The 21,735-nt window shown below is 72.6% G+C and carries 15 protein-coding genes and 1 pseudogene; 13 read left to right on the plus strand and 3 right to left on the minus strand.

Annotation, left to right across the window (positions count from 1 at the left end):
* The first annotated feature begins 33 nt into the window (after positions 1-33).
* From ACZ60B_RS32470 to ACZ60B_RS32525, 12 genes are all read left to right on the plus strand, one after another.
* Positions 34-1,752 (plus strand): class I adenylate-forming enzyme family protein, encoded by a 1,719-nt coding sequence (locus ACZ60B_RS32470; protein WP_469393353.1) that lies wholly within the window; start codon positions 34-36, stop codon positions 1,750-1,752.
* A gap of 2 nt (positions 1,753-1,754) precedes the next feature.
* Positions 1,755-2,768, plus strand: coding sequence for a methyltransferase (locus ACZ60B_RS32475; protein WP_469393355.1), 1,014 nt, complete (start codon positions 1,755-1,757; stop codon positions 2,766-2,768).
* 48 nt (positions 2,769-2,816) lie between these two features.
* Complete coding sequence (locus ACZ60B_RS32480; protein WP_469393357.1) at positions 2,817-4,787, plus strand: FAD/NAD(P)-binding protein; 1,971 nt, start codon at positions 2,817-2,819, stop codon at positions 4,785-4,787.
* A gap of 165 nt (positions 4,788-4,952) precedes the next feature.
* A complete protein-coding gene (gene metK, locus ACZ60B_RS32485) occupies positions 4,953-6,173 on the plus strand; it encodes a methionine adenosyltransferase (RefSeq protein WP_469393359.1) in 1,221 nt (406 codons plus the stop codon).
* A gap of 89 nt (positions 6,174-6,262) precedes the next feature.
* Positions 6,263-7,231 carry a PfkB family carbohydrate kinase gene (locus ACZ60B_RS32490; protein ID WP_469393361.1) on the plus strand — a complete coding sequence of 323 codons (969 nt, stop codon included), beginning with the start codon at positions 6,263-6,265 and terminating at the stop codon, positions 7,229-7,231.
* 367 nt (positions 7,232-7,598) lie between these two features.
* A complete protein-coding gene (locus tag ACZ60B_RS32495) occupies positions 7,599-8,375 on the plus strand; it encodes an AfsR/SARP family transcriptional regulator (protein WP_469393363.1) in 777 nt (258 codons plus the stop codon).
* Positions 8,376-8,427: 52 nt separating this feature from the next.
* Entirely contained in the window at positions 8,428-9,018 is a 591-nt protein-coding gene (locus tag ACZ60B_RS32500) for an RNA polymerase sigma factor (RefSeq protein ID WP_469393366.1), read from the plus strand.
* Positions 9,015-9,815, plus strand: a complete 801-nt coding sequence (locus ACZ60B_RS32505; protein ID WP_469393368.1) for an MGMT family protein — start codon at positions 9,015-9,017, stop codon at positions 9,813-9,815. The genes ACZ60B_RS32500 and ACZ60B_RS32505 overlap by 4 nt, the downstream gene beginning before the upstream one ends.
* A 78-nt stretch (positions 9,816-9,893) precedes the next feature.
* Entirely contained in the window at positions 9,894-10,439 is a 546-nt protein-coding gene (locus ACZ60B_RS32510) for a methylated-DNA--[protein]-cysteine S-methyltransferase (protein WP_469393370.1), read from the plus strand.
* Between the two features lie 67 nt (positions 10,440-10,506).
* Entirely contained in the window at positions 10,507-11,292 is a 786-nt protein-coding gene (locus ACZ60B_RS32515) for a 2OG-Fe(II) oxygenase (RefSeq protein ID WP_469393372.1), read from the plus strand.
* A 129-nt stretch (positions 11,293-11,421) separates the two neighbouring features.
* The gene (locus ACZ60B_RS32520; protein WP_469393374.1) at positions 11,422-12,606 is read left to right on the plus strand and encodes a cytochrome P450 family protein; all 1,185 of its coding nucleotides are present in this window, start codon (positions 11,422-11,424) and stop codon (positions 12,604-12,606) included.
* Between the two features lie 261 nt (positions 12,607-12,867).
* Complete coding sequence (locus ACZ60B_RS32525) at positions 12,868-13,746, plus strand: ABC transporter substrate-binding protein (RefSeq protein WP_469393376.1); 879 nt, start codon at positions 12,868-12,870, stop codon at positions 13,744-13,746.
* A gap of 57 nt (positions 13,747-13,803) precedes the next feature.
* On the opposite strand, the gene ACZ60B_RS32530 is transcribed toward ACZ60B_RS32525, so the two are convergent.
* On the minus strand, positions 13,804-16,584 hold the full coding sequence (locus tag ACZ60B_RS32530) for a SpoIIE family protein phosphatase (protein ID WP_469393378.1): 2,781 nt from the start codon (positions 16,582-16,584) through the stop codon (positions 13,804-13,806).
* Positions 16,585-16,859: 275 nt separating this feature from the next.
* Here ACZ60B_RS32530 and ACZ60B_RS32535 point away from each other — a divergent pair.
* A pseudogene (locus ACZ60B_RS32535) lies at positions 16,860-17,834 on the plus strand (MFS transporter); the annotation flags it as partial.
* 131 nt (positions 17,835-17,965) lie between these two features.
* Here the strand turns inward: ACZ60B_RS32535 and ACZ60B_RS32540 are convergent.
* Complete coding sequence (locus tag ACZ60B_RS32540) at positions 17,966-19,033, minus strand: helix-turn-helix transcriptional regulator (RefSeq protein ID WP_469393380.1); 1,068 nt, start codon at positions 19,031-19,033, stop codon at positions 17,966-17,968.
* A gap of 108 nt (positions 19,034-19,141) precedes the next feature.
* The gene (locus ACZ60B_RS32545; protein WP_469393382.1) at positions 19,142-21,448 is read right to left on the minus strand and encodes a helix-turn-helix domain-containing protein; all 2,307 of its coding nucleotides are present in this window, start codon (positions 21,446-21,448) and stop codon (positions 19,142-19,144) included.
* Positions 21,449-21,735: the final 287 nt, after the last annotated feature.

Genomic DNA, 21,735 nt, shown 5'->3' on the forward strand with positions numbered 1-21,735 from the left:
TCGGCGCATCACTGCGGAGTGTGAGGTATTCCTATGTTCCTGTTCGGCACACACAGGTCCGCCGCGCAACGCCTGCGCCTCCACGCCGACCGGGACCTGGGGGCCGGGAACTTCTTCTGGCACGCGTGGCGCGTCGCCCGTGACCGGGACCGTCCGCTGCTGTTCCACCCCGACGTGTCCTCCCCCACCTGGGCGACGGACGAGCCGCGGGCGATGTCCCTGGACGACGTGCGCGTCGCCGCGATCCGCTACGCCCACTGGTACCGCGGTCGCGGGGTGCGGCCCGGGGCGCACGTGGGTCTGCACACCCGCGACGGGCTGCTCGGCCTGATCCATCACATCGCCATCACGTCGCTCGGCGCCGCCGCCGTGCACTGCAACCCCAGGATGGCCCCGGCGACGGCCGCCGAGTACTTCCTGCGCACCCGGACCACGGTGCTGGTGGGCGACGGCGACCTGCTCAAGGGCCTCGCGGACGCCTGGGCGTCGGACGCCCCCGGGAAGGCCACACCCGTGGTCGCGGACATCGCCGCGCTCGCCGTCACCGCTCCCCTGCCGCCCCGGCCGATGCCCGGCTTCCCGCACCGGCACGCCGCCGAGGACCTGATCATGATCTCGCACTCCTCGGGGACCACCGGGCGGCCCAAAGCCCCGGTGTTCCACCACGGTTCGTTCTTCGCGGGCAAGCGGGAACGGCTGTGGTCCTTCCCCTCGCTGCGCTCCGACCGGCTGCTGACGGCACTGCCGCACAGCCACTCGGCGGGCATCAGCTACCTCAGCCTGGCGATCCTGCTCGGCATCCCGACCCTGATCCTGGACGACGTGAGCGGCGGGGCCGTGGCGCGGGCGGTCGACCTGTTCCACCCCACCACCGTGCTGGCCTTCCCGCTCACCCTGGCCGAGGTGCCCACCGAGGAGATCGGCCCCGAGGGCGCCCGGCACATCCACACCTGGCACGGCATGGGCGACGCCTCCCACGAGCGGCACATCCGCCCGCTGATCGCCCTGGGCCGGCGCACCGAGAACGGCAGGGTGCTGGACGGTTCGCGCTACCTCGACGGACTCGGGTCGTCGGAGATGGGCATGGTGCTGTTCAAGCAGGCCTACACCCCCGAGACCACCCGGTACGCACGTCACATCGGACGGCCCGCCAAGGTGGTGCGCAAGGCGGCGGTGCTCGACGAGCAGGGCCGTGAACTGCCCGACGGGCAGGCCGGCCGGCTCGGTGTGCGCACCCCCAGCATCACCGCCGGCTACCTGGACGAGCCCGCCCTGACCGAGGAGTCGACGGTCAACGGGTACTTCCTCACCGGTGACATCATGCGCCGCGACAGCGACGGCACCTGGTACCACCTCGACCGCACCCCCGACGTGATCCACACCGTCGACGGACCGGTGCACAGCCTCCCGGTGGAGGAGGTCGTCCTGCTCGCGACCCAGGCGCTGGACACGGCGGTCGTCGCGGTCGACGACCCCGACTCCCCTGGGCACTCCCGTCCCCTGGCGGTCGCCCTCTTCACCGACGGCGCCCCGCGCGACGCGGCCCGGCTGCTGAGGACGTGCAACGCGGCCCTGGCCCGCGAGGGCCTGGCGCCGCTCGGCGGACTGCTGTTGGCCGCCGAGCGCTCCGAACTCCCCGTCGGTGTCACGGGCAAGGTCCTCAAGCGTCTGCTGCGCGAGCGCCTGCGCGGCGCCCTGTCCCGCACCGGCGACCCCGCGCTCGCCGTGTCCGCCCCCGTACGGAAGGTCTGATCATGCCCGGTACCGAGACGACGGCGGCACGTCAGGTGGTGGACCTGATCACCGGCACCTGGCGGGCCCAGGCGCTGCACGCGGCGGCCGCCCTGTCCCTGCCCGACCACATCGCCGCCGGACACGGCACCGTCCCCGCGCTGGCCGAACTCACCGGCGCCAGCAAGGACGGCCTCGCGCGGCTCCTGCGGCTGCTCGCGGCACTCGGCGTGTTCACCGGCGACGAGGAGGCGGGGTACGGGCTCGGCGACGTGGGGGCGCTCCTCGTCGCCGACGGTGAACGGTCCATGCGCGACATGGTGTTGCTGTACGGGGAGGAGTTCCACCGCGCCTGGGGTGCGGTGGTGCCCGCGATCCGCACCGGAACCTCCGGCTTCGAGCACGCCTTCGGCACCTCGCTCCATGCCTACCTGCGCGAGGAGCCCGAGGCGGGGCCGCGGTTCCTGCGCGCCATGAACGCCGGCAACGTGTTCTTCCCGGAAGTCGCGGCGGCCTTCGACTTCGGGCGGGCGCACACCGTGGTCGACGTGGCGGGCGGCAGCGGCCTGTTGCTGTCGGCCGTGCTGCGGGCCCACCCGCACCTGACGGGAACCGTCTTCGACCTGCCGCACATGCTGCCGGTGGCCGAGCGGCACCTGGGCGCCGCCGTGGGCGCCGACCGCTACGAGACGGTCGCGGGCGACGTCTTCGACAAGGTCCCCGCGGGCCACGACGTGTACCTGCTGTCCCGGGTGCTCCAGGACTGGGACGACGAACGATGTGTGACGCTGCTCGCCAACATCCGCGAGGCCATGGCGGACACGGGCCGGCTGCTGGTGCTGGAGCGGGTCGTCGCCACCGACGGCACGGCACCGGTGCTGCCGCTGCTGTGGGACCTGCATCTGCTGATGGCCGCGGGCGGCCGCGAGCGCACCCTAGGCGGTTATCGCTCCGTGCTGGGCGCCGCGGGCCTGCGCCTGGAGAGCGTGCACCCGCTCGCCCTCGAGACGAGTCTGCTGGTCGCCGCACCGGTATGAGGCGGCCCCTCCGTCCCAGCCCTCTCCTGACACCCATGGAGTACACCTATGCCCAGCGATGACCTCGACCTGTGCCTCGTCGGCGCGGGACCGCGCGGTCTGTCGGTACTGGAGCGGCTGTGCGCCAACGAACGCGCCGCGTCCGCCCACCGGGCGGTCACCGTGCACGTCGTCGACCCCTACCGTCCCGGAGCCGGGCGGGTGTGGCGCACCGGACAGTCGCGGGTGCTGCTGATGAACACCGTCGCCTCACAGGTGACCGTGTTCACCGACGCCAGCGTGAAGATAGACGGTCCCGTGGAACCGGGACCCAGTCTGTACGAGTGGGCGCGCACGCTCGGTGACGGGCCCGGCGGGGCATCGCTCTACGACGAGGCCGAACTCGCCGAGGCCCGGCGGCTCGGCCCGGACGACTACCCGTCCCGGGCCTTCTACGGCCGCTATCTGGAGGACGTCTTCGCCCGGCTGGTGTCCGACGCCCCGCCGCACGTACGGATACGGGTGCACCGGGCCCGGGCCGTGGTCCTGCGGGAGCGGCCCGAGGACGGCGCGCAGCAGGTCGTCCTGTCCGACGGGGAGGTCCTCGACGGCCTCGACGCGGTCGTTCTCTCCCAGGGACATGTGCCGATCGACGTCTCCACGGCCGAGCGGCGGCTCGCGCAGCGCGCACGGGCCCACGGGCTGCTGCACGTCCTGCCGGCCAACCCGGCCGACCTGGACCTGTCGGACGTGCGGTCCGGCGAGACGGTGCTGCTGCGCGGGCTCGGCCTGAACTTCTTCGACCACACGGCGCTGCTGACCCTGGGGCGCGGTGGCCGCTTCGACCGGGTGGACGGGCGTCTCGTGTACCGCCCCTCCGGACGGGAGCCGCGCATCGTGGCGGGCTCCCGGCGCGGCATCCCGTACCACGCACGGGGCGCCAACGAGAAGGGCGCGCACGGCCGTCACGAGCCGCGGGTGCTGACCGAGGAGGTGGTCTCGGCGCTGCGCAAGCGCGCGGTGGACGGTGAGCGGGTGTACTTCGGCATCGACCTGTGGCCGCTGATCACCCGGGAGGTGGAGAGCGTCTACTACGGGGCGCTGCTCACCGCCCGCGGCCGGGAGGCCGAACGGGGGGAGTTCGTCGAGCGGTTCGTCTCGCTGCCCGAAGACCCGGCGCCGGCCGACGAGTTGCTCGACGCGTACGGCATCGCACGCGATGAGCGGTGGACCTGGGACCGGGTCTTCCGGCCGCACGGCGACCTGGAGTTCGGCGACCGGGCGGAGTTCCGCCGCTGGATGCTGGAGCATCTGCGCCAGGACGTGCGCGAGGCCCGGGCGGGCAATGTGAGCGGGCCGCTCAAGGCGGCGCTGGACGTGCTGCGCGATCTGCGCAACGAGGTGCGGCTGGCCATCGACCACGGCGGGCTGGACGGCACCTCCTACCGGGACGAGGTGGAGGACTGGTACACCCCGCTCAACGCCTTCCTGTCGATCGGACCGCCCTTCTCCCGCATCGAGGAGCTGATCGCGCTGGTCGAGGCGGGTGTCCTGGACCTGATCGGTCCGGGCATGCGGGTGCGCGTCGACGGTACGGCGGGAGCGTTCGTCGCCGAGTCGGACGGTGTGGGCGGCGCCCCCGTGCCCGCCAGGGTGCTGGTCGAGGCGCGCCTGCCGGCGCCGGACCTGCGCCGGACCTCCGATCCGCTGCTGCGCGGGCTGCTGTCCACGGGACAGTGCCGTCCGTTCCGCATCCCCGGTGCGTGCGGCACGAGTTACGAGACGGGCGGCCTCGAGGTGACCGAGCGCCCGTACCACCTGGTCGACGCCTACGGCCGCAGCCATCCCCGGCGCTTCGCCCACGGGGTGCCGACGGAGGCGGTGCACTGGGTTACCGCGGCCGGCATCAGGCCCGGGGTGAACTCGGTGACCCTGGGCGACTCCGACGCCATCGCGCGGGCCGTCCTGGCCCTGGCCCCCGCCGCCACGGACGCCTCCGGACGGCGTTCCGGCAAGACCCTGACGAAGGCACCGGCATGACGGCACACCCGGCGGCAACGGACGCCCGGCTGCGCCCCGGCCGGCCGGCGGATCCGCTCGCTCCCGCCACGTACACGGGCGCGGCCGCCTCTCCGGTGGACCCCGCCCCGGATCGTCACCGCACACCCTGAGGCACGCCTCGTCGTCCCGACACCAGGAGTTCTCATGTCTGCCCGGCTCTTCACCTCGGAATCGGTCACCGAAGGCCATCCCGACAAACTCGCCGACCGGATCAGCGACACGATCCTCGACGCCCTCATCGCCCAGGACCCCACGGCCCGTGTCGCGGTGGAGACCCTGATCACCACCGGTCAGGTCCATGTCGCGGGCGAGGTCACCACCAGCGCGTACGCCGACATCCCCGCCCTCGTGCGCGAAGCCGTCCTGGAGATCGGCTACGACTCCTCCGCCAAGGGCTTCGACGGCGCCTCCTGCGGTGTGTCCGTCTCCATCGGGGCCCAGTCCCCCGACATCGCCCAGGGCGTCGACACCGCTTACGAGCGGCGGGTCGGCGGCGCCCCGGCGGCGGAGGAGGACCGGCCGGCGCTCCAGGGCGCCGGCGACCAGGGTCTGATGTTCGGTTACGCCTGCGACGAGACGCCCAGCCTCATGCCGCTGCCCATCCATCTGGCACACCGCCTGTCGCGGCGGCTGTCGGAGGTGCGGCGCGACGGGACCGTGCCCTATCTGCGCCCGGACGGCAAGACCCAGGTCACCATCGAGTACCTGGGCAGCAAGCCCAAGCGCCTGGACACCGTCGTCGTCTCCTCGCAGCACACCAGCGACATCGACCTGGACTCCCTGCTCACCCCCGATGTGCGCGAACACGTCGTCGAGCACGTCCTGGACGAGCTGGCCCAGGAGGGCATCAAGCTGGAGACCGAGGGCTACCGCCTGCTGGTCAACCCCACCGGTCGCTTCGAGATCGGCGGCCCGATGGGCGACGCCGGCCTCACCGGCCGCAAGATCATCATCGACACCTACGGCGGCTACGCCCGCCACGGCGGCGGCGCCTTCTCCGGCAAGGACCCCTCCAAGGTCGACCGTTCCGCCGCCTACGCGATGCGCTGGGTCGCCAAGAACGTCGTCGCCGCGGGGCTCGCCTCCCGCTGCGAGGTGCAGGTCGCCTACGCGATCGGCAAGGCCGAGCCCGTCGGTCTCTTCGTCGAGACCTTCGGCACCGCCACCGTGCCTCAGGCCGCCATCGAGAAGGCCGTGACAGAGGTCTTCGACCTGCGTCCGGCCGCGATCATCCGGGACCTGGACCTGCTGCGCCCCATCTACACCCAGACCTCCGCCTACGGGCACTTCGGCCGCGAACTGCCCGACTTCACCTGGGAGCGGACCGACCGCGTCGACGCGCTGCGCCGGGCCGCCCGGAGGTAGGCCTCCGCCCGAACGCGGCCCCGGACCACCTGGTCCGGGGCCGCGTCGTCGCCTCCTGCCGGGCCCGGTCTCCCTAGGAGTTGATCACCATGCGTATAGCCGTGACCGGCGCCATCGCGACCGACCAGGTGCTGACCGTCGCGGGCCGGCTCACCGACGGCACGGCGATGGGCCGCGGGGCCGCGGCGGTGCGCGCCGAGACCCTGCACATGCGCCGTGGCGGGGCGGGCGCCAACATCGCCGTGGGACTGGGCCGTCTCGCCCTGCGCCCGCTCCTGGCCGGGGCGGTCGGCAAGGACTTCGCCGACTACGGCCGCTCCCTGCTGTCGTACGGCGTGGACCTCGAACTCGTGCACGTCAGCGAGGAACTGGACACGGCCCGGGCGGTGGAGATCAGGGACACCGAGGACGGCCGGCTCAGGCTGTCGTACGACGGCGCGCAGACGGAGGCCCGGCGCATCACCCTGCTGCCGGCCGCACGCCGTATCGGTGGGCTGGGGCTCGTGGTGGTGGCGGCGGGGGACATCGAGGCCATGGTGCGGCACACCGAGGAGTGCAGGCGGCTCGGCATCCCCTTCGCCGCCGACCCCGGCGACCGGCTGTCCCGCCTCACGGGCCGTCAGGCGCGCAGACTCGTCGACGGGGCCCGCTACGCCTTCACGGACGAGTTCGACGTACCGCTGCTGCGTGAACTCACCGGATGGGGCGACGCGGAACTGCTCGACCGGGTGGGCACCTGGATCGTCACCCGCGGGCTGCGCGGGGTGGCCGTCCTGCGGCGCGGACGCCCCGCGACCCGGGTCGAGGCGGTGCGCGCGGCGCAGGGCGGCGATCCGTCGGGAACCGCCGAGGCGTTCCGCGCCGGCTATCTGGCGGGGGCCGTCCGGGGATGGTCCGCCGAACGCGGGGCGCAACTCGGGTGCGCCCTGGCGGCGGCCGCGCTCGAATCGCCCGACGCGCAGGGTTACCCGTTGGTGCCAAAACGGCTGGCGGCCCGTGTCCGGTGCACCTACGGCCCGGACGCCGCTGATCAAATAGCCGCCGGACTGCCCTCCTGAATACCTTGAGAAAGAACCGGCCGATCAATTCGATTCACCATCGGCCGCCCTTCGGTCCGGCACCCTCGCCGCGGCTCGGCGCCGGACGTTCCGGCGGTCCCTCCTCGACCGCTCCCACCCGTCTGCAACACCCTGCCCCCAGGACGGTGTTCGTCTCAGTGATGAACGACAAGGCGGAGCGGCCGGCGAATGACCGCCGGACCGCCTCCGCCTTCCTGAATACCGAGAGGAAAAAACCGGCCGACCGACCCGGTTCAATACCGCCCACTTATCCGTTTGACACCTATACGGCCTCCCTTTAGCCTTGCTGACGAAAAATAGAATGCCAGTTCGAAGTGTGACCACATGACGGGGATAGGAACTCTTCATGAACTCAGGTGTTCTCGGCCCGCTCTTACTGTCCGATACGGAGGAAAATCTGGTCCCGAGCGCGCCGAAACCGCGCCAGCTCCTCGCATTTCTGATGCTGCACACGCCCCAGATGGTGCGGGCCAGCGACTGCATCACCGAGCTGTGGGGTTCGACTCCCCCCAAGAGCGCGATGTCCACGCTCCAGACCTACGTGCTCCACATACGGCAGGCCCTGCGCGGCCCCCGCAGGGACCGCAGCCATCTGCTCCTGACCAGGAACCAGGGCTATCAGCTCACCCTCGAGACGACCGATTTCGACCGCTTCCGGTTCACGGAGCTGACCCGGCTGGGACGGCTGGCGACCGCCGCGGGGAACCACCGGACGGCGTCGGAGATGTTCACCCTGGCGCTCGCGCAGTGGCGCGGGCCCGCACTGTCCGACGTCAGCGCGGGCCCCCTCAGCTCACCGCACCTGGCGGAACTGGCGGAGACCCGGCAAGGTGTCCTGGAACAGCGCATAGAGGCCGATCTGGCGCTCGGCAGGCATCGTGAGCTGGTCGACGAGCTCAGTGACCTGGCCGCGCGCCACCCCACCCACGAGAACGTGCACGCTCAGCTGATGGTCGCGCTCTACCGCTCCGGCGAGCGCAAACGCGCCGGTGACGTCTTCCACGGGCTGCGCCGGGCGCTCGGCGACACCCTGGGGATCGAGCCCGTCCCGCGGATGCGGCGCCTGTACCAGGCGGTCATGGTCGGCAGCCCGGCGCTGGACGCTCCGGTCGTCCACCGATGACCGCTCCCGTATGCCTGCAACACCCTGCGCCCGGACGGTGTTTGTCTCAGTGATGGACGACAAGGCAGAGCAGCTGACCGATCTCCTGGCGGCGCACCTCGAAGCCGGCTTCACCGAGCTGGTCCGGGTGCACGCCGGGGCGGTGCACGCGTTCCTGTACCGCGTCTCCGGCTCCTTCGCCGAGGCGGACGACCTGGGGCAGGACACGTTTCTGCGCGCCTACACGGCCCTCCAGGACTACTCCCCCGCACGGCGTCGTGAACTGCGTCCGCGGGCGTGGCTGATGACCATCGCGGCGAACGTGTGGCGCAACCACGTCCGTACCCGGAAACGGCGCCCGGCCACGGCCGGGCTGCCCGTGGAGGAGACCATGGACGTCTGGCCGGACCGCAGCCCCGGTCCGGAGGAGCGCGCGGCGACGACGGAGGACCGGTCACGCCTGGTCACGGCACTGTCCGCGTTACCCGAGCACCATCGCATACCGGTCGTGCTCCACCATGTCATCGGAATGAGTTATTCGGAGGTCGCCGAGGTGCAGGGCTGCGCCGTCGGCACCGCCAAGGCGCAGGTCTCCCGTGGGCTGGCCGGCCTGCGACGCCTGCTCGAATCGGAGCCCACAGCGCTGAAGGAGGTGACGATGTGAACGAAAGCAAGGACGACGCGGTCGCGCGGCGTCTGCCGGATCTCGCGCCGGCCGCACCGGAGGACTTCGCGCTGCGCGTACTGCGCCGTGTGGGCATCTCCGAGGACCACTACGACAGCTACGTGCACCTCGACACCGCCGCGGGCGGGCTGTTCGTGGCCGCGAGCCCCCAGGCCGTGACCGGTGCGTGCCTGGACTCGGCAGGCCTGACCGCGACCGCCTTCGAGGAACTGCACCGCGCGCGCACCGGCCGGTCGGCGATCCCGGGCAGCAAGCCGTTGCCCGGGCTCATCCCCGCGCTGCGCACGGGCCGGGCGCGCCGACTGGCGATCGACCTGTCCGGGCTGCCCGAGGAGCAGCGCGCGGTCCTCCAGGCCGTACGGAACATCCCCGCCGGACAGCTGCGGCCACTGAGCTGGATCGCCCATGAGGCCGGCACCGGGACTCCGCCCTCGGCCTCCGACGTCCTGCACGCGCTGGCGGCCAACCCCGTCGCCGTGCTCATACCGTGCCACCGGGTCACACACGACAACGGAGCGCCGTGCGACGCCGCGTACCTGCCGAAGACGGGCGAGGCCCTGCGCCGGGCCGAGCACATCGACATGCGCCGGGTGACGGAGCTGTCCCGGGCCGGCGCGGTCTTCCTCGGCAGCGACACCACGTTCATCTACTGCCACCCGACCTGCGCCCACGCCCGCCGCATCACTCCCGGACACCGGGTGCACTTCCGCACCGCGCACGACGCCCGCGAGGCGGGTTACCGGGCCTGCAAGAGCTGCCGGCCCCTCACCGTGTGACCCGGCACCGGCCGACCCCGCGCCGTCCGACCCGGCGCACCCGCAGAGCACCACACAGCACCGCAGAAAGGTCCATCCATGCGCACCCCACCCACCGCGGCACTCGCCTCGCACCGGACCCCGCTGGGCTCCCTGACCCTCGCGGCCACCGACGACGCGCTGGTGCTGTGCGCCTTCGACGACCGCGAGCAGGCGGTGGCCCGGATCGCCCGCGGTGGCCTCACCGCCGTGGACGCCGACGCCGCGGCCCCCGACCAGCTGCGGATCATCGAGGAGGCGGGCCGTCAGGTGGACGCGTACCTCGAAGGCCGCAGCCGCGCGTTCACCGTACCCATGGACCTTCGCCTGGCCACACCGTTCAGCCGCACGACCGTGGAACGGCTGGACAGCCTCCTCCCGTACGGGGTGACGGGCACGTACGCCGAGCTGGCCGCCGCGCTCGGGCGGCCGCGAGCCGCCCGGGCCGTGGGCACCGCGCTGGGCGCGAACCCCCTGTGCGTGGTGCTCCCCTGCCACCGGGTCGTCGGCTCGGGCGGTCGCCTGACCGGCTACGCCGGTGGTGTCGCGGCCAAGCGGTTCCTGCTCGACCTGGAGTCCGGCGGCACACCCGCGGCCTCCCTCTGAACCGGCGGGCGCCGGAGCGATCCCCCGCCTCCGGCGCCCGTCTCCTTCCACGACCGCGGAGCCGAGAGTGACCAGTTACCACACCCCACATCTGCCGGGCCTGGAGCACGGCCGCACCCCCACCGCGCCCGACGCGGGCACCGACGACACCGTCGAACTGCCCGCCGTGGACGCGCTGGACTGGTCCGCGCTGACCAAGGCGCTGGACGCCGAGGGCGTCGCCGTCACCCCGCCCCTGCTCTCGCCGAGCGCCTGCGAGGAGCTGCGCGCGCTGTTCGACCGGGACGAGGCGTTCCGCAGCACCGTCGACATGGGCCGCCACCGTTTCGGCAGCGGCCGCTACCGTTATTTCGCCGCCCCGCTGCCTCCGGTGGTGGCCGCCCTGCGCGGACAGCTGTATCCGCCGCTGGCCCGGATCGCCAACCAGTGGGCGGAGCGTCTGGACCGGCCCCGGTTCCCGCGGACCCACGCCGAACTGACGGCGGCGTGCGCCGCGGCCGGACAACTGCGGCCCACTCCCCTGCTGTTGCGCTACGGCCCGGGCGACTACAACTGCCTGCACCAGGACGTCTACGGCGAGCTGACGTTCCCGCTCCAGGTGGCGGTGATGCTGGACCGTCCCGACGTCGATTTCACGGGCGGTGAGAGCGTCTTCGTCGAGCAGCGTCCGCGCGCCCAGTCCCGTCCGGTGGTGAAGCGGCCGGGTCAGGGGCAGGGGCTGATCTTCGCGGTGCACGATCGTCCGGTCCCTTCGGCGCGGGGCTGGAGCCGTTTCATGCTGCGCCACGGGGTGAGCACGGTGCACGACGGTCAGCGGCACGTCCTCGGCGTGATCTTCCACGACGCCCCGTGACACCCGGCCCGGCGCCGGTCGGGGCCGCTTTCCGGCCATCGTCCTCGTGGACGACGCGCCGCCGACGGCGGCCGGGTTAGCGTGCGGGGGACAGGAAGATCGACAAGCGCCACGGCGACGGGGACACGCATGGACATCATCGACCTGACGGCCTACGGCGAGCGCTTCACCGCCGACCCGCACCCGTTCCTCGCCGGACTGCGCGAGCAGGGGCCGGTGCACAAGGTGCGCGATGCCGGGGGCGGGGAGTTCTGGCTGATCGTCGGCCATGAGGAGGCGCGGGCCGCGCTCGCCGACCCACGGCTGTCCAAGGACATGCGGAAGCTGGGCTGGGACGTCTACGACGCCGATCTGATCGGGCGTCACATGCTGATCTCCGATCCGCCCGAGCACACCCGGCTGCGCAGGCTCGTCAGCCGCGAGTTCACCCCGCGCCGGGTCGAGGCGCTGGCCCCGCGCGTCCAGGAGATCACCGACGAGTTGCTGGACACCATGCTGAAGCGGCCCGGCGGGCGGGCCGACCTGGTGGAATCGCTGGCCTACCCGCTGCCCATCACCGTCATCTGCGAACTGCTGGGCGTGCCCGACATGGAGCGCGCGGAGTTCCGGCGCTGGTCCAACGAGGTCGTTGCGCCCACCAGCGAGGAGGCGGCCTTCCGGGCCTTCGGTGAACTCGGCTCGTTCCTGGCGTCGTTGATCGAGAACAAGCAGCGCACTCCCGGCGACGACCTGATGAGCGCGCTGATCCGCACCACCGAGGAGGACGGCGACCGGCTGTCACCCGGCGAACTCGTCGGCATGGCCTTCCTGTTGCTGGTGGCCGGCCACGAGACCACGGTCAACCTGATCTCCAACGGGATGCGCGCCCTCCTCACCCACCCCGAACAACTCGCCGCGCTGCGGGCCGACATGAACCTGCTCGACGGCGCCATCGAGGAGATGCTGCGCTACGACGGCCCACTGGAGTCGGCGACCAACCGCTGCACCACCGAGCCCGTCGAGATCGCCGGCACCGTCATCCCCGCCCTGGAACCGGTGCTCGTCTCGCTCGCCGCCGCCCACCGCGACCCGGACCGCTACGAGAACCCCGACACCTTCGACATCCGTCGCGAGGCCCGCGGCCACCTCGGATTCGGCCACGGCATCCACTACTGCATCGGCGCGCCCCTGGCCCGCCTGGAGGGCCGGATCGCCCTGCGCTCCCTGCTGGAACGCTGTCCGGAGCTCGCTCTGGACACCCGCCCGGCCGCGCTGGAGTGGCTGCCGGGACTGCTCATCCGCGGCACCCGCACCCTGCCCGTCCGCTTCGCCTGACGCCCGGGGGCCGGTCTGCGCGACCACCCGTTCGGCGGATCGGCGAGGAGAAGACGCCGCACGCCGATCCGGGCGGGCACACCGGCACCTGAAGCGAGGCCGGGCAGGCGGCGGCCGGTGGGCGGCTGCCGTCGTGCCTCCGTCGTCGAGGACGGGTGACCCGACCGCACTCCCGGAGTCCTCCCCCGCGGCTCCGGCGGTCGTATGGTTCATGGTGATTTATGGTGACTCAAGGAGGATGCCCCTACCGGAGGTGCAATGATGCGCGCCGCGGCAGCGATCGTCTCCCTGGCTGTCAGCGGGGCGCTCATCGTCGCGACATCGGCTTGTGACCACGGCGGGTCGGCGTCCGCGAACGCCCACTACGGCGACTGCGACGTGTCAGGACATTACGGGGAGTTCCACCTGTCCCCCCGGACCGCGGGCGCCCTCACGGTCAGGACGACCCTGCCGGCGCCCGGCTGGTGGAACGGCGACACGCCGGACTCCGTCAAGAGCGGCTACGAGTACTGCATGGCCGCCAACATCGCCTACCGGTCCGGACTCGACCGGGTGAAGGTGCTGAACACCCCCTTTCCCGACATCGTGTCCGGCAAGAGCAAGGACTTCGACCTGGCCCTGGCGCAGATCACCATCACCCCCGAGCGGAGCAAGGTCGCCGAGTTCTCCGAGCCCTACCTCTCCTCGACCCTGGGGGTGCTGATCAGGGACGGTGAGAAGATCGACGAGGACAACCTCCGTGACGTCCGCATCGGAGTGGCCGAGGGCACCACGGGCGAGGAGTTCGTCAAGGACCGCCTCAAGCCGACCAAGCCCGTCACCTCCTTCGCCAACGACCCCGAGATGGTCACGGCGCTGGAGGAGGGCCGCATCGACGCGGTCATCCACGACACGACGATCCTGCTGGCGTATCCCCAGAAGCGGGAAGGCAGGGTGCGCCTCGTGGGCCAGTACCGGACCGACCAGGGCTATGGCGCCCTGTACCCGAAGGGCTCACCCAACCGGCACGACGTGGACCTCATCATCAGGCAGCTGATCGACGACGGGACGCTCACCAAGCTGTCGGCCGTCTATCTCGGGGCCGCCTTCGGGCAGGACCCGGCCAAGATCCCGTACTTCACGGTCGACAACGGCTCCTGAACGCCCCGGACCGCCGCACACCCCCGGGAGGTGCGGCGGTCCGGTTCCCGTCCCGTTTCACAGGTCCGCCATCAGCAGGCCGCTCAGGTCCCCGGGAGCTCCGGCGTCGAGCGCCTGCTCAGCCCAGATGATCTTGCCTCGGTCGGTGTACCGGGTCCCCCAGCGGCGGGACAGCTGCGCGACGAGGAACAGTCCACGGCCCCCCTCGTCGGTGAAGGCCGCTCGGCGCAGGTGCGGGGAGGTGCTGCTGCCGTCGGCGACCTCGCAGATCAGGCTGTCGCCGTCGCGCAGCAGCCGCAGACTGATGGGGCTGGCTCCGTACCGGACGGCGTTCGTCACCAGCTCGCTGAGGATCAGCTCGGTCGTGAAGGCGGCCTCGCCCAGCCCCCAGGCCTCCAGCCTGCGGATGGCCTCGGCACGTACCCGGGACACGGCCGCGGGGTCGTGGGGCACCTCCCATTCCGCGACCTGGTCCAGGTCGAGCAGCCGGGTGCGTGCGACGAGCAGGGCGACATCGTCACTGGACCTGGTGCGCAGCATCGCGTCGAGCACCATTCGGCAGGTGTCGTCCGGGGTGGCGTTGTCCGTACCGGCGAGCGCCTCCCGCAGCATCTCCAGCCCGATGTCGATGTCACGGCCGCGGGCCTCGACCAGGCCGTCGGTGTACAGGACCAGCCGGCTGTCGGCGACCAGCAGGAGTTCGGCCGTCTCGACCGGCAGGCCCGCGCCCGCGCCCAGGGGCGGGGCGACAGGGGTGTCGGGGAAGGTGACGCGGCCGTCGGGCGAGACCAGCGCCGGGCCGGGATGCCCGGCACGGGCGAGGACGCACTGCCCGGTGACCGGATCGTAGACCGCGTACAGGCAGGTGGCACCGGTGACGGCCTCGGTGTTGCCCTCGGCCGCCGCGTCCTGGTCGATCCGGGTGATCAGGTCGTCCAGATGCCCGAGGAGCTCGTCCGGAGGCAGGTCCAGGGCGGCGAAGTTGTGTACCGCGGTCCGCAGGCGGCCCATCGTCGCGGCGGCGTGCAGACCGTGTCCGACGACGTCGCCGACCACCAGGGCCACCCGGGCGCCCGGCAGCGGGATGACGTCGTACCAGTCGCCGCCCACCCCCGCCTGGGCGGGCAGGTACCGGTGCCCGACCTCCAGGGCGGACAGTTCGGGCAGCGCGCCGGGCAGCAGGCTGCGCTGGAGGGTGACGGCCGTGGTGTGCTCGCGGGTGTAGCGGCGCGCGTTGTCGATGCACACGGCCGCCCGGGCGGCGAGTTCCTCGGCCGGGGACAGGTCGTCCGACTCGAAGGCGTCCTGCTCCGAGCGCCAGAACTCCACGACCCCCAGCAACTGGCCCCGCGCCTGGAGCGGCACCGAGATCATCGAGTGGATGCCGTATTCGGTGATCAGCCGGGCCCGCTCCGGATCCTGGTCCCGCCATCCGTCGACCGTGGCGAGGTTCGACAGCAGGACCGGCCGGCCACTGGTCATACCGATGGCCACGGGGTTGCCCGGCACGTACTGCATCAGCGTCCCGACGGCGTAGAGGGGCGCGTCGTGGCGGATGCCCGCGGCCGCGATGCGGCGCATCTCCATGCTCGCCCCCGTCGGTTCACTGCCGCGCAGCACGGGCTCCGACAGCTCGATCGTGGCGAAGTCGGCGAAGCGCGGGACCGCCACCTCGGCCAGTTCCTCGGCGGTGCGGGTCATGTCGAGGGTGGTACCGATGCGCGTGCTGGCCTCGTAGAGCAGTTGCAGGCGCCCGCCCGCCACGTCCGCCCGGCCCGCGAGGGCGCGCAGCTCCGTGGTGTCGCGCAGGGTGGCCACACTGCCCCCCTTCAGGCCCACCGGCCGCAGGTTGACCGCGAGCAGGACGTCGCCGGCCAGGAAGACCTCGTCCGTGACCGCCCGGCCCGATCCCAGCAGTGCGACCAGGGCCGGACTCAGGCCGGTTTCGGTGACCGGCCTGCCCTCGGCCTCCGGCGGCAGTGCGAGCAGCCGACGCGCCTCGTCGTTGACCAGCAGCAGCTTCCCGTCACCGTCCAGAATGATCACGCCTTCACGGACCGCGTGCAGCACCGCGTCGTGGTGCTCGTACATGCGGGTCATCTCCACCGGCCCCAGGCCTCCGGTCTGGCGCCGCAGGCGCCCGCTGACCAGGGCCGACCCGCCCGCGGCCAGCAGCAGCGCGACCCCGCCCGCCGCGAAGATCACCGGGAGCTGGTCCTGCACCACACTGGTCACCTTGTCCACCGTGACCCCCACGGTGATGAGCCCGACGGCGGTCCCCTTCTCGTCGAAGACGGCCACCGTCGAGTCGACCGCCTTGCCCAGACTGCTGTCGAACGTGGTCTGGTGGGGCTCGCCCTCGAGCGCCTGGCCGTAGGAGGTGGAGACGTGCTTCCCGATCTGCTTGGGGTCCGGGTGGGTCCACCGGAAGCCGTAGGGGCTGAGCGCCACGACGTAGTCGACGCCGGTCTTCTTGCGGACCGCCTCGGCGTGCGGCTGGAGTGCCGCGGTCGGGTCGTCGCTCTTCATCGCCTCCGCGGTGCCCGGGGCGTTCGCGAACGACTCCGCCGCCACCAGTGACCGTTCGGCGGCGTCATCGATCGCGCGGTTGCGGTCCTGGAACACCAGCACCACCACGGCCGTGGCGATGAGCAGCAGGACGACCACGAGCTGCAACAGGAAGACCTGGCCGGCGACACTGCGCGGAGACAGCCACGACCGCACACGCCCGCCGGCCGATCGGCGACGGGTCTCCGGGCCGGCCTCCGACGGCACGGCCTTCGGCGGCACACGGCCGCCCCGTCGGCCCGCCGGGACGGATCGCCCAAGTTTCCCCATTTCATCAGTATCAGTGAGCGACCCGCCGGGCGCGGCTCAGAACGACCCCGGGCTGGTCCGGCCGGACCCGACACCATGGCCCGCGGGGCCATGTCCTGGCCGCCGATGTCGAGCGCCGTGCCGTACGGCCGGCCCACCTTCAAGCGGATGACCACGCACACGCAGCGCCGCACGCGGGTTGCGCCGCAGACGCCCGGCGGACTCGAGGCGGTCGCCCGGCGGCTGCCCAGCTTCACTGACACAAGATGTCAGTGAAGCTCCGGACAGTGGTGCCCATGATCCTCGGTCACCACTCCCGCCGGGCGGAACGGCTGCTCGTGCCCGCCGCCTTCGCCACCGCTCTCGGCAACAACGTCCAGCTCGTCGTCGGAGCGCTGCTCCTGATCAGGGAGCAGCAGACCATGATGGCCGTCGGCTGGCTGTTCATCGCCGTCGCCGGACCACAGGCCCTGCTCTCACCGTTCTTCGGCCGCCTGGCCGACCGTTTCGACCGGCGGACGCTGTGGATCGGCTGCGATGTCACCAGCGCGGCACTGGCCCTCGGGCTGCCGCTGTGGCTGGCCTGCGGCGGCGCCCCGGGTTCCGGGATCTACGGCGCCAATCTGGCGCTCGCCGTGATCGGTGCCCTGTTCTTTCCGGCCAGCTCCGCACTGATCAAGGAACGGATTCCCGCGGACAGGCTGCGACGGTTCAACGCCCGCTACGAGATGGGGACCCAGGCGGGGATGCTGCTGTCGGCGACGGTCGGCGGGCTGTGTGTCCAGGCGTTCGGCGCCCTGCCGCTGCTGGTGTTCAACGCCGGGACGTTCATGGTCTCGGCGCTCTGCGTCGCCGCGGTGGGACGTCGTCCGGACCGGATGTCCGCGGCCCCCGTCGACGGGGAGCGGACGCAGGCCCGGGCGGCCGCGCGGACTCCGCTGCGGATGCGTCACTTCATCCTGCTCTACGCCCAGGGAAGCGTGGTCGTCACCGTCTTCAACGCGCTGCTGCCCACCGCCGTGCTCAGTGAACTCCACCTGGGCGCCGGAATGTTCGGGGTCGTTGACGCCCTCGGGAGCCTCGGGTTCCTCGCGGCCACCGGTGCCTACCGGATCGTCAGCACACGCAGTACGGACCTTCGTATCGCCGTCGTCGGCTTTCTGCTCGTCAGTGTCGGCCTCGTACTGCAGAGCCGGTTCGGGATCGCCGGATACCTCGTCGGGGTGCCCCTGGGTGCGTTCTTCTTCGGGCAGGCCCGGATCGCCTCCCGGACCATGCTGATGGCCTCGGCCGACGACGCCTCGGTGGGCCGGGCCTTCGGGCTGGCGAACGGTGGCGGGCTGGCGGCCACGGTCGGAGTGATGTTCCTGGTCGCGACGGTCACCGACCACACCGACACGCGCTACGGCTTCGCGGTCCTCGCCGCCCTCGCGCTGTCGGCGACCGTGTCGGCCGGACTGCTGCTGAGGTCACCGGCCGCCCGGCCCGGCGGGGCCGCCGGCCGGTACCGGTCGAGCACGGCCGCGGCCGTCTCCGCGACCCTGCGGCGCAGCTCCTCGGGGGCGAGCACCTCGATGTCCGGCCCCAGCGACAGCAGTGTGGGCACCGCCAGGTCGACCGACTCCAGCGGCACGGTCGCCGTCACCCAGCCGTCACCGTCCGGCGGACCCGCCGAGGCCTCGACGGCGCGGACCAGTACCGCGTCCAAGCGGTCCGGCAGTGCGGCGAGCAGTGCCGGAGCGATGCGCACGGAGGCCTGAAGCCGCAGCCTGCGGGCGTCGTAGGCGGTGAGGTAGTCCTGCCAGTGGGCCATCAGGTCGAAGCCGTCGGGGCGTTCGAAGCCGTCCTCGCGGACGTCCAGGCGCAGGATCGACGACACCCGGTACGTCCGCACCGTGCCGTCCACCGCCGCCACGAGGTACCAGACGCCCGCCTTGAGGACCAGGCCGTAGGGGTCGAGTTCGCGCTCGACCTCCTGCGGCTCGGCCCAGCGGCGGTAGCGCACCCGGATCCGCCGCTGGTTCCACACGGCATCGGCGAGGGCCACGAGAGCCGGCGGGGAGTCCTGGTCCCGGTACCAGCCGACAGCGTCGAGGTGGAAGCGCTCACGGATCCGGCCGGCCCGGTCCCGCAGGGGCGCCGGGAGCGCCGCCGTCAGTTTCAGCTGGGCCGCCGCGAGCACCTCGCCCAGCCCCAGGTCGTCCGCCGCTCCGGGCATCCCGGCCAGGAACAGCGACTCGGCCTCGTCGGCGTGCAGTCCGGTGAGCCGGGTCCGGTAGCCGCCGAGCAGCTGGTAGCCGCCACGGTGCCCGGCGTCCCCGTAGACCGGAATGCCCGCGCTGCTCAGCGATTCCATGTCCCGGTAGACGGTCCGGGTCGAGACACCCAGCTCCCGCGCGAGCTCGTCGGCCGTCAGCCTGCCCCGGTTCTGCAACAGGAGAACGAGGGAGAGGAGCCTGGCCGCACGCATGAACCGATCATCGCAGGTCCGGGCTCCCGGTGTACGGGCCGGGCCGGCCGGGCCTCGGGTCGTCCGGGGGGACGGAGACGGCAGCCGACGCGCACGGCCGGTGCCGCCTCAGCCGCCCGTGGCGGCCCGGTCGAGCGCGGCGAGCGCGGTGGCGGCCTCGTCCTGTCGTGGGCTTCGCAGCACGGCGAGGGCGTCGTGGGCGGCGACCAGGGTCCGACGGGCTTCCGGGTGCCCCAGCGCGCCGAGCACCTGCCCCAGATCGAGCCGAGCCTGTTCGGCCCAGGCCGGCATCTCCGCGGCCTCGAAGGAGGCGAGGGCCTGCCGCAGCGGCGGCTCGGCCTCGTGCCAGCGCTCCAGGGCCGCGAGGTCGTTGCCGATCTGCTGTCGGGCGACCGCGTGGTACAGCGCGATCAGCTCGTCCGTACGGCCCGGGACACCCGCCCGGCAGATCTGTTCGCTGCGGCGGTGGATGTCCAGGGCTTCCGCCGCCCGGCCGGTCTCGCGCAGCAGGGTGCCCAGGGTGTTGAGGATGGTCAGCTCGGCCAGCCTGGCCTGCGGGGACTCCTGCGAGGCGAGGCGGCGGGCCGCCTCGTGCAGTCGCGTGCGGGCCTCTTCCGTCCGGCCCAGTCGTTGCAGGGCCCCCGCGCCGTAGCCGAGCGCCCAGCCCTCCTGGAGTCCGTCCCCGCTGTCGCGGGCGGCCACCAGGGCGGCGTCGGCGGAGACCAGGGCGGCCCTCGGGTCGTGGACGCAGAGGTTGTGGGCCCAGGCGAGGTAGTTGAGGTGGACCGCCTCCTCCCGCCTGCTGCCCAGTGCGCGGGCGGAGTCGGAGGAGCGCTGGAACACCTCCACCCACTGCTCCCAGTGCTGGTTGAGGTCGGAGAACCAGTGCATCGCCTCCGCCGTGTCCACGACCTGCCGGTGCCGGCCGGTGTCGTGGGCCCGGCGCAGCGCGGCGAGCCACTGGGCCCGCTCGGCCTCCAGCCAGGCCCGCGCCTCCTGCCGGGTGGCGGGCGCTCCGTCCGGGTCGGGGTCGCCGGAGGGCGCCGTCCGGTCGTGGTCGACGTCGAAGTGCAGCGCGGCGGCGGTGGCCCGGCACAGCATCCGGTGCGCGGTCCGGTCGAGGGCGGTGTCGCGGACCGCGGGACCGTCCTCGGCCTCGACCTGCTCGGCGGCGTAGAGCCTGAGCAGGTCGTGGAACCGGTAGCGCTCGGCGATGGGATCGCTCTGGAGCAGCCCGGCGTCGGTCAGTTCCTCGGCGCAGGCGACCGCCTCGTCGTACGGCAGCCCGGCCAGGAGCGCACCGGTCTCCGGACTGAAGTCCGCCCCGGCCGCGAGCGCGGCGCGACGCAGGAACGTCGCTGATTCCGCGGACAGTTGGCGGTACGAGAGCGCGAAGGCGGCCCGTATCCGCAGGCTTCCGGCCTGGAGGCCGTCAAGGCGCCTGCCCTCGGCCGCGAGTCGGGCGACGAGCTTGCCCAGGCGCTCGTGCGGGCGGCTGAGGAGGCGCTGTCCGGCGATCCGCACGGCGAGGGGCAGATGCCCGCACAGATCGGCGAGGTCGCGCGCGGCCTGCGGTTCGGCCCGCACCCGCTCGGCCCCGACGATCCGGGTCAGCAGTTCCACCGCCTCCTCGCGCCGCAGCAGAGCCAGATCGCAGCGGTGGACGGACGTCAGACCCGCCAGGGCCTGGCGGCTGGTGACGAGGGTCAGCGACGGGCCGGTGCCGGGCAGCAGCGGGCCGACCTGGGACTCGTCGGTGGCGTTGTCCAGCAGCAGGAGCAGTCGTCGATCGGCGGTCAGGGAGCGCCACAGGCTCGCGCGGTCGTCGGTGGCGGCCGGCAGCGCGGCGTCGGCGATCCCCATGGCGCCCAGCAGCCGGGCCAGCGCGTCACGGGGAGTGGTCGGTTCGGCATCCATGCCGTGCAGGTCCAGGGCGAGCTGCCCGTCGGGGAAGTACGGGGCGAGACGGTGCGCGGCGTGCACCGCGAACGCGGTCTTGCCCAGTCCCGGCTGGCCGGCGACCACGCTGACCGACGGCCGGTCCGGACCGGCGTCCTGCGCCAGGTCCAGCAGCCGGGCGAGTGCCGCGTCGCGGGCGGTGAAGTCCTGGATGTCGCGCGGCAGGGCCAAGGCGACGGGCACGGCCGACCCTTCGGCCGTCCGAGGGCGTGGCCGCCCCGGCGCGGCGGCCGCTTCCAGCCCCGACGTCTCGTCGCCGTCCAGTCCCAGGGCCCGGGCCAGCGCCTCGACCGTACGGCGTTGCGGCCCGCGGGTACGCCCGCGCTCCATGTCGGCCAGCGCCCTGACGCTCACCCCGGCGGCGTGCGACAGCGCCTCTTGGCTCAGTCCGGCGCGAGCCCGCAGGAAGCGCAGCCGCTGCCCGAAGTCCTCCGTGGACGGCGTGCCACCGCGCACGTCGGCGCCCCCCGATCATCCGACTCGTGCGGCTCGTCCGGACGCGAGCCCTCCGGCAGAAGTATGACGGACGGTAGTTCTGCCGGTGGAACCGCCTGGGACGCGTGCGCAGTCGGTGGTCGACTGGGGACCGGCGCGGGACGCCTCCTCCCGAACGGACAGAGTCCGGGCGGCCGATCCTCCACGGACGGTGCCGCCGGACCACGGACCCTGTACGGACCGGGAATCGGGCACCGACCACCCGCCGCCGAGCGAGAACCGAAGTCGCGCCACACACACGCGACGAA

The organism is Streptomyces sp. NPDC104096 (genome assembly GCF_055584385.1).